Consider the following 15462-nt stretch of genomic DNA (forward strand, 5'->3'; position numbering starts at 1 on the left):
CGAGACCACCATGACCTCCATCCGCAATCCGAAACTCTGGGTGCCCACCCTGTATCTGGCGCAGGGGCTACCCTTCTTCGCCGTGGCCATCGTCGCCAACCAGATGTTGAAGAGCATGGGCGTCCCCAACGACGAGCTGAATCACTGGACTGGCCTGATCGGATTTGCCTGGGTCTTCAAGCCGCTGTGGAGCCCCTTCCTGGAACTGGCACCCAGCAAAAAACTGGTGGTCACCTTCTTCCAGATCTTCGGCGGCTTATGCCTGGGCGGCGTCGCCTTGGCATTGCAGGCGCCGTTCTGGTTCGCCGCCAGCATGGCGATGCTGGCGCTGGTCGGCATCTCGGCCGCCACCCACGATATCGCCTGCGATGGCCTGTACATCACCAGCCTGGATGAAAAAGGCCAGGCGCAGTACGCCGGCTGGACCGGCACCTTCTTCAACGCCGCCAAATTCTTCACCACCGGCGCTCTGCTGCTGCTGGCCGGCCATCTGGAAAAAACCGTTGGCGTGGTCACCGCCTGGAGCATCTGCTTCTGCATCCTGGGCGGCATGATGATCGTGCTGGGACTGTACAACAGCTGGTCGCTGCCGCTGGCCAAAAACACCGTCAGCGCCGATACCAACGCCGCCGCCATCGCCCGCACGCTGTGGGAGGTGATTGTTGAATTCTTCCGCAAGCCAGGCATCTGGGTTTCGATCGTATTCATCATCCTGTTCCGCGCCGGCGAGGCGCAGGTGCAGTCGATTGGCCCGCTGTTTCTGCGCGAAGCGCGCGCGCTGGGCGGCCTGGGTTTGAGCACCGCCGAAGTGGGCGCGGTGTATGGCACCGTCGGCACCGTGGCCTTCCTGGTCGGCTCCATCGCCGGCGGCTACTTCACCTCGTGGCTGAGCCTCAAGCGCGCCATTCTGTGGCTGATCCTCGCGGTCAACCTGCCCAATCTGGCGTTCTACCTGCTGTCGCACTACCAGCCCACCGACCTCGCCGTCATCAGCGCAGCGCTCAGCGTCGAAATGTTCGGCTATGGCTTCGGCTTCGTCGGCCTGATTTTGTACATGATGCAGGTGGTCGCGCCGGGCAAATACCAGACCGCGCACTACGCCTTCGCCACCGGCATCATGCAGCTTGGCTTCGTGCTGTTCAAGCTATTCAGCGGCGATATCCAGATCGCGCTCGGCTACCAGCACTTCTTCATCTGGGTCATGCTGTGCGCGATTCCGGTGGCCGTGCTGTCGCAGATCATCCCGATGGCCGCGCGCCCGCGCACCGTCGTCACGCTGGACGGTGCACTGCAACACGGTTGAATTCGGAATTCGAACCGGTTTTGTGTAACAATACGCGGGTTTACATTCCTAATTGTCTGATTGAAGGATAACCAATGTCCCACATTCGTTTTGCTCGTATTAGTCTGCTCCTGGCCGCCGTTGGCCTGAACGCCGCGCCGGCCATCATGGGCCTGGCCCCGGTTCAAGCTGCGGAAGAAAAGAAAGTGGAACCGCCGAAAGACACCGTCCGCCCAGAGATCTATAAACTGATCGACCCGGCACAGATCAAGCCACTGCTGGACGCCAAAAACTACGCCGAGTTCCAGAGCCGCATCGACCAAGCCGCGGCAATGCCTAACATCACCTCGTACGAAGACTTCATCCTGCACCGCATGCGCCTGCAACTGGCCCAAGCTCAGGGCAACGATGAAGCCAGCGTCAAGGAACTGCAAGCGATCATCGATTCGGGCCACCTGAAGCCAGAAGAAAAAGCGCGCTTCATCGAAGCCACCGCCAACATCTACTACAGCAGCCTGAAAAACTTCGACCAGGCCATCGTCTGGTTCGACAAGTACGCCGCCGAAACCGGCGACAAGGCCAAGTTCCATCCGTTCCTGCTGCGCGCCTACTTCCTGAAAAACGACTTCGCCACCACCAAGACCGAAGTGCTGAAGGATATCGAAGCCGCCAAAGCAGCCAACGCCACGCCACCGAAAGACACCTTGCTCCTGCTGGGTAACGTCGCCATCAAGACCAAGGAAAACGACCTGTATCTGCAGGCGGTGGAAGAGCTGACTCGCTACTACCCGACCGAAGACTACTGGAACGACCTGCTGAACCGCACGCGCGGCAAAAAAGGCTACGCCGCGCAGCGTCTGGATCTGGACGTGGTACGTATCAAGGCCGTGGCAGCACCTGGCAAGATGGAGCCTGAAGACTACGCGGAACAAGCCGAACTGGCCGTGCTGGGCGGCTTCTTCACCGAAGCCAAGATCGCCATGGACAAGGGCTACCCGAACGGCATCCCGGCCGGCAAGGACAAAGCCGCACTGGAAAAAATCAAAGCCAGCGCCAACAAGGGCGCGGCTGACGATGCGAAAAACATCGACAGCGGCATCCCTGCAGCGCAGAAGTCGAAAGACGGCGTTGGTCTGGTCAACCTGGGCTACAACTACGTCACCCTGGGCCAGTTCGACAAGGGCATCGACCTGATGAAGCAAGGTATCGCCAAAGGCGTGTCCAAGAATCCTGAAGACGCCAAGCTGCGCCTGGGCTATGCCCTGGTCATGGCCGGCAAAAAGGACGAGGCGGTGGAAGTACTGAAGACCATCACCGGCAACGATGGCCGTAGCGACCTGGCGCGCTACTGGATCATGTACGCGACCGGCCCCAAGGTCGCTGCCGCTGAAGCGAAGTAATACAGAAAGCCGGCTCCAAGCCGGCTTTTTTTATGGCCGCATGGCTTCCGACAAGGTGTTCAGCATCTGCCGCCGCTCGTCGTCCACACTCAGTTCCCAGAACATCGCGCCGCGCAAGCCCTGCTGCTTGATGTAAGCCGCCTTCTCCCGCAGCGACTGCGGATCTTCATACGCGATCCACACCCGCTCCGCCGCGTTGTACATGTAGGGCGCATGGGCGGCCGCATCGCGATAGCGCCGGTAGCCGTCGCCGCGCTGCAGCACCATACCGTAACTGTATGAATTGCTGCCGTTGACGCCATCGGTCACGCCGCTTTCGCAAGGCTGGCGCAAGCCATCGCCATTCGGACCGGGCGGACAGCCCTTCCATCCATAACCGTAGAACGGCACGCCTAGCACCAGCTGTTGCGGCGCCACGCCGGCATGCAGATAGCGCTGCACCGAACCGGTGACGTCGTCGTACAGCGCCGCGTGGTGATTGCTGCTCTTCTCCCATGGCGCGTGATAGTCGTAGGCCATCAGGTTGATCCAGTCCAGGCTTTGCGCCAGCTGCTTCACCCACACGCCGTCGCCGGTGTAACTGGCGTTGCCGCCGGCGGCAATGGTGATGCTGTAACGCTTGCCATCCTGCTTGCCGGCTGCATCGAAAGCTGTGCGCAGCTCGCGCGCCCAGGTGATGAAGTTCTGCCGGTCCTCCGGCCGCGCACACACTTCACCCGCCACGCAAGGCACGCCCACCTCGCCAGGGAACTCCCAATCGAGGTCGACGCCATCCAGTCCATAGCGACGCATGGTCTGCAACGACGAGGCGATGAAGTTGGCGCGCGCCGGCGCCGATGCCGCCACGTTAGAGAAGCGATTCGACCAGTCCCACCCGCCGACCGAAATCACCACCTTGAATTGCGGATGCTGCCGCTTCAGCGCCACCAGCGCGCGCAGATTGGCGCCATCCTCCGCCTCATTGCGCCAGGCCAGCGCGCCGTTGCGCGCATCCTGGCACGGCTCCACCTTGTTCACCGATGGATCGGCATTGCCATGCTTGCCGTCCCAGCACAGGTCCACAAACGCATACAGCGCCATGGTCAGCTTGCTGGCATCCACCGAGGACACCGGATAGCTCTGGTGCTTCCAGCCCGGATAGTAGCCGACGACTTCCGTCGCGCCGGCAGGCAGTGCGGCCGCCAGCGCGGCGGCCATTAAAAAGTTAGCTCGCATTCAGTTCCGCCACAAAGTCATACATATCGCCACGGAAGTAGGAACGGCAGAATTCCACCGCCCGTCCGTCGCGCAAAAATCCCAGCCGCTCGACGGCGAGGCCGGCATCGCCCTCCTTCGCCTCCAGCAGCTTGGCCTGTTCCGCATTCAGCAGCAACGCCGACAAACGCTGCAGCGCACGCACCGGGCGGTTGCCGGATCGTTCCAGCGCTTCGTACATCGAGTGATCCACCGCCTCCAGCGACGGCAGGCACGACGCCACGATGGTCGCGTACTCAAGACACATCGGCACCTCGTCCGCATAGCGCATGCGGTTGAAGCGGTACACCTTGGAGCCGGGACTCAAACGCAAGCGCATCGCCTCGTCCGGCGTTACCGTGCCCTCCGAGCGCTTCAGCCACACGCTGCGCGGCACGCGGCCACGCGCCCGCATGTCCTCGGAAAAGGACGTCAGCTTGGCGAAGTTCTTTTCGATGCGCGTGTTGATGAAATTACCGGAGCCGGGCCGCCTTACCAGCACGCCCTCCTCGACCAGTCCATCAATCGCCTTGCGCACCGTGATGCGCGAGATATCCAGGTCCGCCGCCAGCTGACGTTCGGCCGGCAGCGCATCCTCCGGCTCCAGCAAATGCAGCTCGATGGCCGAGCGCAGCGCGCGCTGCAGCCGCTGGTACAGGGGCAGATTACTGGTCTCATTGAGGTGCTGTCGGATGTGTACCAGTGGTGTCGTTTGATCGTGTTTCATAACGATGAAGACGTCCTCTCCGTGTTTGTTCGTCGATAATACCAACAAAATACCAGCCCACCACCACCGGCTCTTCGCCGATCCGAAAAATTTTTCCTCGATCTGTACAAAGCCTTATAGATAAAGGCTTTCTTTCTGTTGCAAAGACGCACAACGGTTTCCATACCACTATCTATCCGGTATTGCGCAATTGCTGAAAAGATACTTTGTAGGTTACATACAACATAACAAAAAAGAATTCCAAAGTGGTAGTGATCTGGTATTGAAAGCCGGGTATATTGGCGTTGGATTGGTTTTTGGATGTAAAAACAAGTAAAGAATCACATCAACAATCGGCAGGCTCGGCGGAGCCTTCTATCAACGGGAGGGAACATGAATCACAACTCGAATAACATCAAGATGTCCAAACTGACGCCCATCGCGACTGCGGCAGCCATCCTGACGCTGAGCGTCGCGATGAACGCCCAGGCGCAGCAAGCCGCTACCACGACCGAACCGGATACCGTGATCGTGAGCGGCATTCGCGGTTCGCTGCAGCAGTCGCTGTCGGTGAAGCGCAATGCGTCCAGCAACGTCGACGTGATTACTGCGGAAGATGTCGGCAAAATGCCAGACAAGAACGTGGCCGACTCGCTGCAGCGCGTACCGGGCGTGAACATCTCCACCTCGGGCGCGGGCTCGGGCGGCTTCGATGAAAACGACCGCGTCTCGATGCGCGGCACCGCCCCTTCGCTGACCCAGACCCTGATCAACGGCCACGCCGTATCGTCCGGCGACTGGTTCGTGCTGGACCAGGTGGGCGGCGCCGTTGGCCGTTCCGCTTCCTACTCGCTGCTGCCGTCCGAAATCGTCGGCCAGGTGGTGGTCTACAAAGCGCCAACCGCCGACCAGATCGAAGGCGGTTCGAGTGGCACCATCGACATCAAGACCCGTCATCCGCTCGACTTCAAGAACGCGATTTCGATGGAAGCCACGGTGCAGGCGGTGTACGCCACGCTGCCGGAAAAAACCGATCCGCAATTCAGTGGCCTGTTCAACTGGAAGAACGAATCCGGCACGCTGGGCCTGATGGTGCAAGCGTTCTCGGAAAAGCGCTCGCTGCGCCGCGACGGCCAGGAGCTGCTGCAATGGACCCAGGTGTCGCCGACCAACGCCGCCGTCAAGACCAATCCTGACCTGGCCAACGTCTGGTATCCGCGCCTGATCGGTTCCTCGCTGTTCCAGCAGGAGCGCAAGCGCAAGGGCGGTCTGATCGACCTGCAGTTCAAGCCTAGCCGCGACTTCTCGCTGGAAGCGACCTACTTCCGCTCCAAGCTGGACGCATCGAACTACAACACCAACTACATGACCGACATGAACGGCTCGGGCATGCTGGGTGCCGGCGTCGCGCCTGATCCAGGCTATGTAATCCGCAACGGCACGCTGGTGTCGGCCTCGTTCACCAACAAGGGCACCGCCGCCACGCCGCTGCGTTACGGCATCGTCGACAACATCGTGCGTGAAGGCGCTTACGCGCAGAGCGAATTCTTCGACATCGACGGCAAATGGCGTCCGACCGACAAGCTGACCGTCACCGGCAAGATCGGCAGCACCAAGGGCAAGGGTGTGACCCCGAGCCAGGGCGTGTTTGAAGGTGACGTCAACAACTCCGGCGCCAGCTATCAGCTGAACGGCATGGGTTCGCCGGCCACCGTCAAATTCCCGAGCATTAATACCGCCGTCTTCACCGGCACGCCGCTGGACTGGATCTTCGGCGTATCGCCAGCCACCACCGACGACAAAGAAAGCTACGGCCAGATCGACGCCGCCTTCCAGATCGACGCCGGCCCGCTGCGCGAGATCAAGTTCGGTATTCGCGGCACCCATCACACCCGCTCCAACTTCGAAGTGGCGCAGGGTCCTAACTGGTCCAACACCGACGTAGGCGGCAGCACCACCAACCCGGCCTGGAACGGCACCACCTACCCAGGCAACTTCGGTAGCGACCTTGGTGGCGACTTCCCGAAAAACGTCTGGATGCTGGACCCGGCCGTCCTGCAAGCCTGGGGCAATCTGCACTCCAACCGTGACGTCAGCCGCACCTACTACCAGGACATGTTCGACCTGAAGGAAAACACCAAGGCGATCTACGTCCAGGGTGAACTGGAAGGCGAAGGCTGGAGCGGTAACGTCGGCCTGCGCATCGTGCGTACCGAAGGCACCTCGAACGGCTACCAGATCCTGCCGAACCAGCCGGCCGGCCAAACGCTGCCTGCCTATCCATGGGGCGGTTATGTCTATCAGACCTCGACCGACAACAACAGCACCATCCCGCTGCCTAGCGCGAACTTCAAGTTCGACCTGCGTTCGGATCTGGTGGGCCGCCTCGGCATCTCGCGCACCATGACCCGTCCCGACTACGGCGCATTGGGCGGCGCGGTGCTGCTGACCGACGAAACCCACACCGGCAACGGCGGCAATGCGCACCTGAAGCCTGTCAAGTCCACCAACCTGGACGCCTCGCTGCAATGGTACTTCGCACCGCGCGCCCTGCTGTCGGCCGGCGTGTTCTACATGGACCTGAAGGACTATGTGGGCTACGGCACCAGCAACGGCGAGTTCCTCGACACCCGCGCTTCGCAAGAGCAAAACAAAGCGGTGTTCGCGAACTACACCATCACCTCGCCGATCAACGTCGGCGCCAAGGTGAAAGGTCTGGAACTGGCGGCACAGGTACCGGTGGGCGGCGGCTTCGGCATCGACGGCAACGTCACGCTGACCGATTCGCATCTGGACTTCGGCTCCTGCCCTGCGATGCAGACCGCGACCTCCGGCGATCCATGCGACATGCTGGGCGCTTCGAAGACCACCGCCAATGGCGGCATCTTCTTCGAAAACGACACGTTCAATGCGCGCATCAGCTACGCCTGGCGTTCGGACTTCCTGGCGGCGCAGGACCGCGGCACGCCACTGTACCAGGCTGCCACCGGCACGCTGTCGGCATCGTTCAACTACAACATCAACAAGAACCTGACCCTGACCATCAGCGGCCAGAATCTGAACAACCCGATCCTGAAGAACTACATCTACAACAAGGATCAGCCGGCACGCTTCTATGCCAACGGCGCGCAGTACTACGCCGGTCTGCATATGAAGTACTAAGCTTCATTGTGTAGTCTGTTACCCGCCACGGCACTCCCGGCCCTGGCGGGTTTTTTTATGCCATGATACGGTTCATGAACGAATACCACGATCTCGACCCGGCCAGCTTCTTTAGCGAAGTAGCGGGCAGCTACCAGCCCGCCATCCTGCGCGACTTCGTGCGCCATTGGCCAGTGGTGCAGCGCGCTACGCATTCACCGGAAGCGCTGTGCGAATACCTGCTGGGCTTTGCCAGCGGCGTGGAGGTGGATGCGGTGATGACGCCGCCGGCCGAGCGCGGACGGCTGTTCTACAAGCCGGACATGGATGGCTTCAACTTCGTCCGCAACAAGGTGCCGCTGGCACGCGTGATCGAACAGCTGGCGCGCTATTCGCAGTTTGCCGAGCCGCCGGCGGTAGCGGTGCAAAGCGCGCTGGTGGACGACTGCCTGCCCGGCTTCGCCGCGCACAATGTGGCGCCGGCGCTGCCGCCATCGGTACGTCCGCGCCTGTGGCTGGGGAACACCATCACCACGCCGGCGCATTTCGACGAGTCATACAATCTGGCCTGCGTGGTCAGCGGCAAGCGGCGCTTCACGCTGTTCCCGCCCGAGCAGGTGGACAATCTGTATATCGGCCCGCTGGACTTCGCGCCCACACCGACGCCTATCAGCATGGTGAATTTCAGCGCGCCCGACTACGAGCGCCATCCACGCTTCCGCGAGGCGATGCAGCACGCGCTGGTGGCCGACCTGCGTCCCGGCGACGCGCTGTACATCCCCACGCTGTGGTGGCATCACGTGCAGTCCAACGGCATCCTCAACATGATGGTCAACTACTGGTGGAAGAACGAGCAGCCGGCCGCCGATGCCGGCACCACGTTCGACGCGCTGGTCGCCACGCTGAAAGCGATGAAGCACCAGCCGCCGGAAGTACGCGCGGCCTGGGGCACGATCTTCCAGCACTACGTGTTCGATCCGGCACAAGATCCCGCCGCACACCTCCCCGAGCACAAGCAAGGCGTGCTGCGCAAAGCGCGTCCCTAGCGCTTGCGCCGGATGGTCGCGGCCACCGACCAGTCGCGATCCTGCAAGCCCTGCGCCAGCGCTTCGTGCATGTTCTCGCGCACCTGCTCGGCCACCGGCAGCAGCGCGCCCTTGGCCTCGGCGGCCGACAGCGCCAGGTTCACATCCTTGAGCCCCAGCGGCAGCCGGAAGCCCGGCTCAAAGGTATTGGTCGCAATAAAGCCGCCATAACGCTGATAGCTTGGACTGGCGAAGATCGTGTTGGTCAGCACCTCCAGCAAATCCGCCGCCGACACGCCGTAACTTTCGCCCAGATGCGCCGCCTCGCCCATGGCCGTGAAAGCCTGCGCGATCATCATATTGCCGGAGATCTTGACCACATTGGCGCGCTTCGGATCATCGCCCAGCAGCCAGGTCTTGCGGCCGATCGCATCCAGCAACGGCTGCACGCGCGCGATGGCTTGCGCATCGCCCGCCGCCAGCACGTTCAGCTGCGCCGCCGCTGCCACCGCCGGCACACCAAACACCGGCGCCGACACAAACGCCACGCCGGCCTCGCGATGCCGCGCCGCCAGCTCGTCCACCAGCGCCAGCGAAATCGTCGCCATCATCACGTGCACGCACGCCTTGCTGGCGCCCGCCAACACGCCGCTGTCCAGAATCACACTGCGCACCGCCTCGTCGTTGGCCAGCATGGTCATCACCACATCCGCCTCGAACGCCTGCGCCGGCGAGTCCAGCACCGTCACACCCTCGATTGCCTGCGCCGCCTCCCGATTGCGATTCCACACGCTGACGCTGTGCCCCGCCCGCACCAGATTAGGTACCATCGCCGCGCCCATGGCGCCAATTCCGATAAAACTGACTTTCATTGCACACCTCCGATACTGTAAGCCAGCCAGTATGCGCCGCCCGCGCCGGCACCGGTAGTGGACCGCCACGCACAATTGTTATACGCTCGACGTATGAGCACCACCACCAACGCCGACCGCATCGAATTGATGCAGACCTTCGTTCGCATCGTCGAAGCGGGCAGCCTGTCCGCCGCCGCCGCGCAACTGGGCACCACACAGCCCACCATCAGCCGCCGCCTGCAAGCACTGGAACGCATGCTGGGCCTGCGCCTGCTGCAGCGCTCCACCCACGCCATGCAGCTGACCGAGGACGGCGAACGCTGCCTGGCCCACGCGCGCGAATTGCTGTCGCACTGGAGCGCGCTGGCCACCGAGGCACAAGGCGCACGCGAAGAGCCGGCCGGCCTGCTGCGCATCGTCGCGCCACACGCCTTCGGCCAGCAGCAACTGATCGCGCCACTGAACGACTTCCTGCGCCGCTATCCACGCGTATCGGTCGAATGGCTGCTGCACGACCGCGCGCCCGACTTCATCGGCGAAAACATCGACTGCGCCATCCACGTGGGCGAAATCAGCGACCCATCGGTGATCGCCATCAAACTGGCCGACGTGCCGCGCATCGCCGTGGCCGCGCCATCGCTGCTGGCGGTGGCGGGGGCAAGCGCGGAGCCGCCCACGCATCCCGAACAGCTGGCCGCCCTGCCCTGGCTGGCCCTGCGCACCTTCTACCGCAACCAGATCACGCTGCGACACGCCGATGGCCGCAGCCACCAACTCGCCATCCAGCCGCGCATGAGCACCGACGGCCTGTACGCGGTGCGCAACGCCGCTGTGGCGGGACTGGGCGTGTGCGTGGCCTCCGCCTGGGCGCTGCGCGACGAACTGGCCAACGGCAGCCTGCTGCACATCGTGCCGGAATGGCAAGCCGCGCCGCTGCCGCTGTACCTCGCCTATCCGCATGCGCCGCACTATCCGGCGCGCTTGCGCTGCTTTATCGACAACATGCGCGCCGCCATGCCGGCCATCGTTTCAGACCTCTGAAAATCCGCCCCAAAGACTTTCCGCTCGCACTGCCGGACAATCCCGCTTCAGTAAAAACCGGAGAAGTCCTTGCATCCCTCACAGCCAACGGCCGGCAGACTGCTGCCCGCCACCTCGCTCAGCTTCGGCATGACGCTGATCATGGCCATCGCCTGCGGTGTCGCTGTCGCCAACATCTACTACAACCAGCCGATGCTGGTCATCATGGAAGCGGCCTTTCCCGGCCAGGAATCCATCATCGGCCTGGTGCCGACCGCCACCCAGCTGGGTTACGCACTGGGCCTGCTGTTCCTGGTGCCGCTGGGTGACCGCATCGAGCGCAAGCGCCTGATCCTGACCCAGTTTGCCGCGCTGTCGGTATCGCTGATCGGCGTCGCCTTGGCGCCGGACGCGTGGTCGATTGTCGCCGCCTCGATCGTGCTGGGCGTGACCGCCAGCGTCACCCAGCAGATCCTGCCGTTTGCGGCCGAACTGTCAGAACCAAGCCGGCGCGGCGCCACCATCGGCACCGTGATGAGCGGCCTGCTGTGCGGCATACTGCTGGGCCGCGTGCTGGCCGGCGCCATCGGTGAACGCTACGGCTGGCGCGCCATGTTCTGGGTCGGCCTGGCGATGGCGGTGGTGATGTGGACCATTCTGGCGCTGCTGCTGCCACGCAGCCAGCCCAAGGCGCACACCAGCTATGCAACGCTGATCAAATCCCTGTTCGGCTTCTGGCGCGACTTGCCGGAACTGCGCCGTGCCACCATCACCCAGGCGTGCGTGTTCGCTTCCTTCAGCGCGCTGTGGACCACGCTGGCCCTCTACCTCGATGCCGAATACCATCTCAGCGCGCAGGTGGCGGGACTGTTTGGCCTGGTCGGTGCGGCCGGCGTGCTGTTCGCGCCGATCGCCGGCAAAGTATCGGACCAACGCGGCCCGCACGTCGTCATCAAATTCGCCTGCTTCGTCATGGTGGTATCGTGGCTGGTGCTGGGCATGTGGGGCATGATCGCCGGGCTGGTGGTCGGCATCGTGGCGTTGGACTTCGGCGCGCAAAGCGCGCAGGTCTCGAATCAGCACATCATCCAGGCGCTGCGCCCGGAAGCGCGCAACCGCCTGAACGCGATTCTGATGGGCGGCATGTTCCTCGGCGGCGCCGCCGGTTCGGCCTGCGCCTCGCTGGCGTGGAAGACGCTGGGCTGGAGCGGCGTGTCGGCGCTGGGTATCGCGCTGGCCGCCATCGCCTTAACCGTTCAGGCCCGGCGGCGCACCTGAATGGGCCAGGCGGTCCAGCAGCGCGGCCGCAGCTAGCGGGTCGTGCCGCCGGGCCTCCAGCCAGCGTTCAAACATCTCGCCGTAGCTGCGCCAGAAGCCCAGGCCATGCTGGTCCGCCGTGCGTATCAGCGTGGCGCTAGCTTGCGCGACGGCTTCATCGTCGCCGTTCAGCGCATGCACCAAACACCAGCCCTCCGCCAGCGCGCAGCACAGCGAACAGGCGTGATCGATGGCGCGTGCCCGCGCCACGGCGGCAATCGCGGCTTCCAAGGCGTCGCCGGTAAAACCTTCAAACCACAGCACGCGCGCAATGTAAGTCTGCGCCGCCGCGTATTGGTCCATGCCGAACAGGAAGGTCTGCGCCGAACGGCCGCGCTCATACCAGCGCAGCGACATCTCGATCAAACGCCGCGCCTCGGCACAATCGCCAAGGAAGTACAGCGACACGCCAGCCAGCCGCTCGCCGGTGATCACCGTGTCCTCATCCCCGATCTGCCGCGCCAGCGCGGTCAATTGCCTGGCCTGCGACAGCGATTCCTGGTACCGGTCGCAACGCAAGGCGTACAGCCACAGTCCGTAGTGGGCGCGCAAGCGAGTTTCCAGATCGTCCAGCTGATGCGCCAGATCGAGCGCGCGGGTCCAGGCTTTGCCGGTTTCCGCCACCGGCCCGCGCGCCCATGCCAATGAGGTGCCGTAGGAAGCCTGCAGCATCATCTCCTGTCTGGCCTGGATGCTCACGCTGCCGTTGAGGATCAGCGTCAGGCGCCGCTGGCATTCGCCGTGCAGCGACAGCTGATTCCAGAACGGCGCCGCGTGCGTGAGGATGTCGATGCCGGTCTGTTCGTCGCCATCCGGCGCGAACGCCCAATCCAGCGCGCTGCGGATGTCATCGATGTCGGCCTGGTAGGTGCGGCGCCACACCTGGGTCGGCAACTCGGTCCAGTCCCCGGACGCGCGCTGCGCCACCTGCGCGAAGAACGCGGCATGACGCTGCGCCGTCAGCGCCACTTCGCCGCTGTCGGCCAGTTTCTCCATGGCGTAAAAGCGTATCGTCTCCAGGAAGCGGTAGCGCGGCGTGGCGCCGCCCAACTCCGACTGCAGCAGCGATTTGGACACCAGGGCGCTGAGCAGATCGATGGTATGCCATGACTCCTGCTCCGGCGCGCCCACATGATGCGCCGCGTCGGCGGTGAATTCGGCGGCAAACGCGGACAGACGGCGGAACAGCTTGCGCTCCTCCTCATCCAACAGATTATGGCTCCAGTCCACCGCGGCGCGCAGCGTGCGTTGACGCGGCAGCGCGGTGCGGCGACCCGCCGTCAGCAGCTTGAAGCGATCCGTCAGTCCGGCCAGTACGCCCTGTATGCCCAGCACCGGCACGCGCGCGGCGGCCAGTTCCAGCGCCAATGGCAAACCATCCAGCTGACGACAGATCGCGCTGACCGTGGCGGCTGCGGCATCATCCAGCGCAAATTGATGCAGGCCGGCTGCCACCCGCTCCACGAACAACCGCACCGCCGCATGCGTCAGTGCTTGCTCTGCGGTGTGCGTGTCGGCCGGCGGCACCGCCAGCGGCGCCAGTCGGTAGACATGCTCGCCGGCGCCATCCAGCGGCTCCTGTGCGGTCACCAGAATGCGCAAGCCAGGGCCGTGGTTCAGCAAGGTCTCCACCACTTCCGCCACCGCGTCCGCCAGATGCTCGCCATTGTCGATCACCAGCAGCAGATGTTTGTCGCGCAGTTGCACGTACGGCAGTTGCAGGCATTGCTCAATCGCCGGTCGCACCAGATCACTCTCCGCGATCTTCGCCATCTCCGCCATGTACACGCCATCGGCAAATGTGCCGCGCAGATGATGGCCGGCTTCGATCGCCAGCCGCGTCTTGCCAATGCCGCCGGGACCGGCCAGCGTAACGAAGCGCTGCTCCGCGATCAACCGCAGCACATCATCCAGCTCGGCGGCGCGGCCTACCAGCGGTGTCAATGGATGCGGAAAGGCCGGCGAAGCGGCCACCGGGGCCGGCGCATTGCGGCTCACCGACAGGCTGTAACCGCGTCCAAACTCGGTGGCGATCATGTCGCGGTCCGCGCCCAGCGCGCGGCGGATGGCGGACATCTGCGCCTGCAGATTGTTTTCCTCGACGATGACGCCGCCCCAGACGGTGGCGATTAACTCATCCTTGCCGACCACCTTGCCATTGGCCTCCACCAGCATCCGCAGCACATCGAAGGCACGCGGGCCGAGATCGATCTTCTCCCCATCGCGCAACAGCACGCGCAATTCGGGGAAGAGTTGATAGCGTCCAAACGCGACGCTGCGATCATCACGAAGACTGTCCATAACCGCCATTATCTCAGATCGCGCTCAGGCGGCCAGCGGCAAACCGAACACCAGCGACTGGTGCGCCGCCGCACCGGCCATGGCGCCATCCGCCACTGCGAACGCCACGCTGCCGGCCATGCGCGCCGCATCACCCGCCGCGTAGACACCGGGGATGCTGGTAGCCTTGGTCATGTCGGTGCGGATGTAACGTCCCATCGGGCCTTCCTCGAATGCGCAGCCCAAGGCTTCGGCCAGCGGGCTGGCGCTGTGCAGGCGGCTCAGCACAAACAGGCCGTCCAGCGATTGCGTGCGGCCGTCCTGCAGCGTGACCTCCGCTGTGCCGCTGACGGCACGCACCGGTGTGCGCTCGATCGCCACGCCGCGTGCCGCCAGCTTTGCCAACTGCGCGGCATCCGGCTCAAAAGCGCCATTCAGGAAGAAGGTCACCTGACCCCAATCCGGCAGCCGGTCGCCAGCACCCCGATACGGCCCTGATTCAGCTCGTAGCCGTGACAGTAAGGACAATGAAACACGCTGCTGCCCCAGCGCTCCGCGAGGCCGGGAATCGACGGCAGCTCATCCACCATGCCCGTGGCCAGCACCAGCCGCTGCGCACCGTACGCGCTGCCATCCGCCAGCGTGACGCGAAACTCCTCCCCCAGCGCCATCGCCTGCGCGACCGTGCCCTCTTGCCACTGCACGGTCGGATACTTCATCAGCTGCGCGCGCCAGTTGTGTGGCGGCGGACAGGCCAGCATAGCTGCCGCCGATGATCATCACGTCAAATTCAGCGGTGCTCATGGTGTACTCCCTTGTGGTCACGTTTTTAAAGCGGGAGATCAGCAGCGCTTCCGCCTCGTTGACGGCGCGCTCCACCAGGCATTGCGGCTGTTCCTCACGGTTCCCCATCGCGAACACGGTAGGCGCCCCTACCGCCTCGTAGATGTCGTGCAGCGTCACCTTGCGCAGATCGCAGGTGATGCTCCAACCACCACCAAGGCCCTTGTCGGAACCGACGTAGCCGCGCTCACACAAGCCCGCGAGCACGCGCCGCACCAGCACCGGATTGGTGCCGAGGAAGCCGGCCAGCTCTTCGGAAGTAAACGGCCTGTCGCCATGCGCCATATGCAGCAGCACGTGCAGGATGGAGGAAAGTTTGCTGTCGATAGTACATAACAACAAAACGTGCACGCAACAGCGC

At 63.5% G+C, this 15462-nt stretch carries 11 protein-coding genes and 1 pseudogene; 6 read left to right on the forward strand and 6 right to left on the reverse strand.

Features of this window, described 5'->3' with window-relative positions:
• Nucleotides 1-10 precede the first annotated feature (10 nt).
• Together GJ699_RS14510 and GJ699_RS14515 are read left to right on the forward strand one after the other, a co-directional pair.
• Nucleotides 11-1303: an MFS transporter gene (locus GJ699_RS14510; RefSeq protein ID WP_154377382.1), complete on the forward strand. Its 1293-nt coding sequence runs from the start codon at nucleotides 11-13 to the stop codon at nucleotides 1301-1303.
• Nucleotides 1304-1377: 74 nt separating this feature from the next.
• Entirely contained in the window at nucleotides 1378-2682 is a 1305-nt protein-coding gene (locus tag GJ699_RS14515; RefSeq protein WP_154377384.1) for a tetratricopeptide repeat protein, read from the forward strand.
• A 30-nt stretch (nucleotides 2683-2712) separates the two neighbouring features.
• On the opposite strand, the gene GJ699_RS14520 is transcribed toward GJ699_RS14515, so the two are convergent.
• Nucleotides 2713-3897 (reverse strand): glycoside hydrolase family 18 protein, encoded by a 1185-nt coding sequence (locus GJ699_RS14520; RefSeq protein ID WP_154377386.1) that lies wholly within the window; start codon nucleotides 3895-3897, stop codon nucleotides 2713-2715.
• Nucleotides 3887-4642: a GntR family transcriptional regulator gene (locus GJ699_RS14525; protein WP_154377388.1), complete on the reverse strand. Its 756-nt coding sequence runs from the start codon at nucleotides 4640-4642 to the stop codon at nucleotides 3887-3889. The genes GJ699_RS14520 and GJ699_RS14525 overlap by 11 nt, the downstream gene beginning before the upstream one ends.
• Before the next feature lie 372 nt (nucleotides 4643-5014).
• Here GJ699_RS14525 and GJ699_RS14530 point away from each other — a divergent pair, with 372 nt between their 5' ends.
• Nucleotides 5015-7783, forward strand: a complete 2769-nt coding sequence (locus GJ699_RS14530) for a TonB-dependent receptor (RefSeq protein ID WP_229262103.1) — start codon at nucleotides 5015-5017, stop codon at nucleotides 7781-7783.
• 74 nt (nucleotides 7784-7857) lie between these two features.
• A complete protein-coding gene (locus GJ699_RS14535) occupies nucleotides 7858-8808 on the forward strand; it encodes a cupin-like domain-containing protein (RefSeq protein WP_154377390.1) in 951 nt (316 codons plus the stop codon).
• Here the strand turns inward: GJ699_RS14535 and GJ699_RS14540 are convergent.
• Entirely contained in the window at nucleotides 8805-9659 is an 855-nt protein-coding gene (locus tag GJ699_RS14540) for an NAD(P)-dependent oxidoreductase (protein ID WP_154377392.1), read from the reverse strand. The two genes, GJ699_RS14535 and GJ699_RS14540, sit on opposite strands and share 4 nt — an antisense overlap.
• Nucleotides 9660-9752: 93 nt before the next feature.
• Here GJ699_RS14540 and GJ699_RS14545 point away from each other — a divergent pair, with 93 nt between their 5' ends.
• Both GJ699_RS14545 and GJ699_RS14550 read left to right on the forward strand, forming a co-directional pair.
• Complete coding sequence (locus GJ699_RS14545) at nucleotides 9753-10682, forward strand: LysR family transcriptional regulator (RefSeq protein WP_229262104.1); 930 nt, start codon at nucleotides 9753-9755, stop codon at nucleotides 10680-10682.
• Between the two features lie 69 nt (nucleotides 10683-10751).
• Nucleotides 10752-11939, forward strand: a complete 1188-nt coding sequence (locus GJ699_RS14550; RefSeq protein ID WP_229262105.1) for an MFS transporter — start codon at nucleotides 10752-10754, stop codon at nucleotides 11937-11939.
• Here the strand turns inward: GJ699_RS14550 and GJ699_RS14555 are convergent.
• The 3 genes and pseudogenes from GJ699_RS14555 to GJ699_RS14565 form a co-directional block, all read right to left on the reverse strand.
• Nucleotides 11910-14279 (reverse strand): ATP-binding protein, encoded by a 2370-nt coding sequence (locus tag GJ699_RS14555; RefSeq protein WP_195763548.1) that lies wholly within the window; start codon nucleotides 14277-14279, stop codon nucleotides 11910-11912. The genes GJ699_RS14550 and GJ699_RS14555 overlap by 30 nt on opposite strands.
• 24 nt (nucleotides 14280-14303) lie before the next feature.
• A complete protein-coding gene (locus GJ699_RS35315) occupies nucleotides 14304-14786 on the reverse strand; it encodes an FAD-dependent oxidoreductase (protein ID WP_371867566.1) in 483 nt (160 codons plus the stop codon).
• Between the two features lie 291 nt (nucleotides 14787-15077).
• Nucleotides 15078-15428, reverse strand: a pseudogene (locus GJ699_RS14565) (Rrf2 family transcriptional regulator); the annotation flags it as partial.
• Nucleotides 15429-15462 lie beyond the last annotated feature (34 nt).

It is taken from the genome of Duganella guangzhouensis, from assembly GCF_009674535.1.
Lineage (GTDB): Bacteria > Pseudomonadota > Gammaproteobacteria > Burkholderiales > Burkholderiaceae_D > Rugamonas > Rugamonas guangzhouensis.

Bases quoted from the DNA above. Each gene is read 5' to 3' on its own strand.
- GJ699_RS14535 (WP_154377390.1), top strand. From the start codon at position 7,858: ATGAACGAATACCACGATCTCGACCCGGCCAGCTTCTTTAGCGAAGTA.
- GJ699_RS14515 (WP_154377384.1), top strand. From the start codon at position 1,378: ATGTCCCACATTCGTTTTGCTCGTATTAGTCTGCTCCTGGCCGCCGTT.
- GJ699_RS14545 (WP_229262104.1), top strand. From the start codon at position 9,753: ATGAGCACCACCACCAACGCCGACCGCATCGAATTGATGCAGACCTTC.
- GJ699_RS14540 (WP_154377392.1), bottom strand. From the start codon at position 9,659: ATGAAAGTCAGTTTTATCGGAATTGGCGCCATGGGCGCGGCGATGGTA.
- GJ699_RS14510 (WP_154377382.1), top strand. From the start codon at position 11: ATGACCTCCATCCGCAATCCGAAACTCTGGGTGCCCACCCTGTATCTG.
- GJ699_RS14520 (WP_154377386.1), bottom strand. From the start codon at position 3,897: ATGCGAGCTAACTTTTTAATGGCCGCCGCGCTGGCGGCCGCACTGCCT.
- GJ699_RS14525 (WP_154377388.1), bottom strand. From the start codon at position 4,642: ATGAAACACGATCAAACGACACCACTGGTACACATCCGACAGCACCTC.
- GJ699_RS14530 (WP_229262103.1), top strand. From the start codon at position 5,015: ATGAATCACAACTCGAATAACATCAAGATGTCCAAACTGACGCCCATC.
- GJ699_RS14555 (WP_195763548.1), bottom strand. From the start codon at position 14,279: ATGGACAGTCTTCGTGATGATCGCAGCGTCGCGTTTGGACGCTATCAA.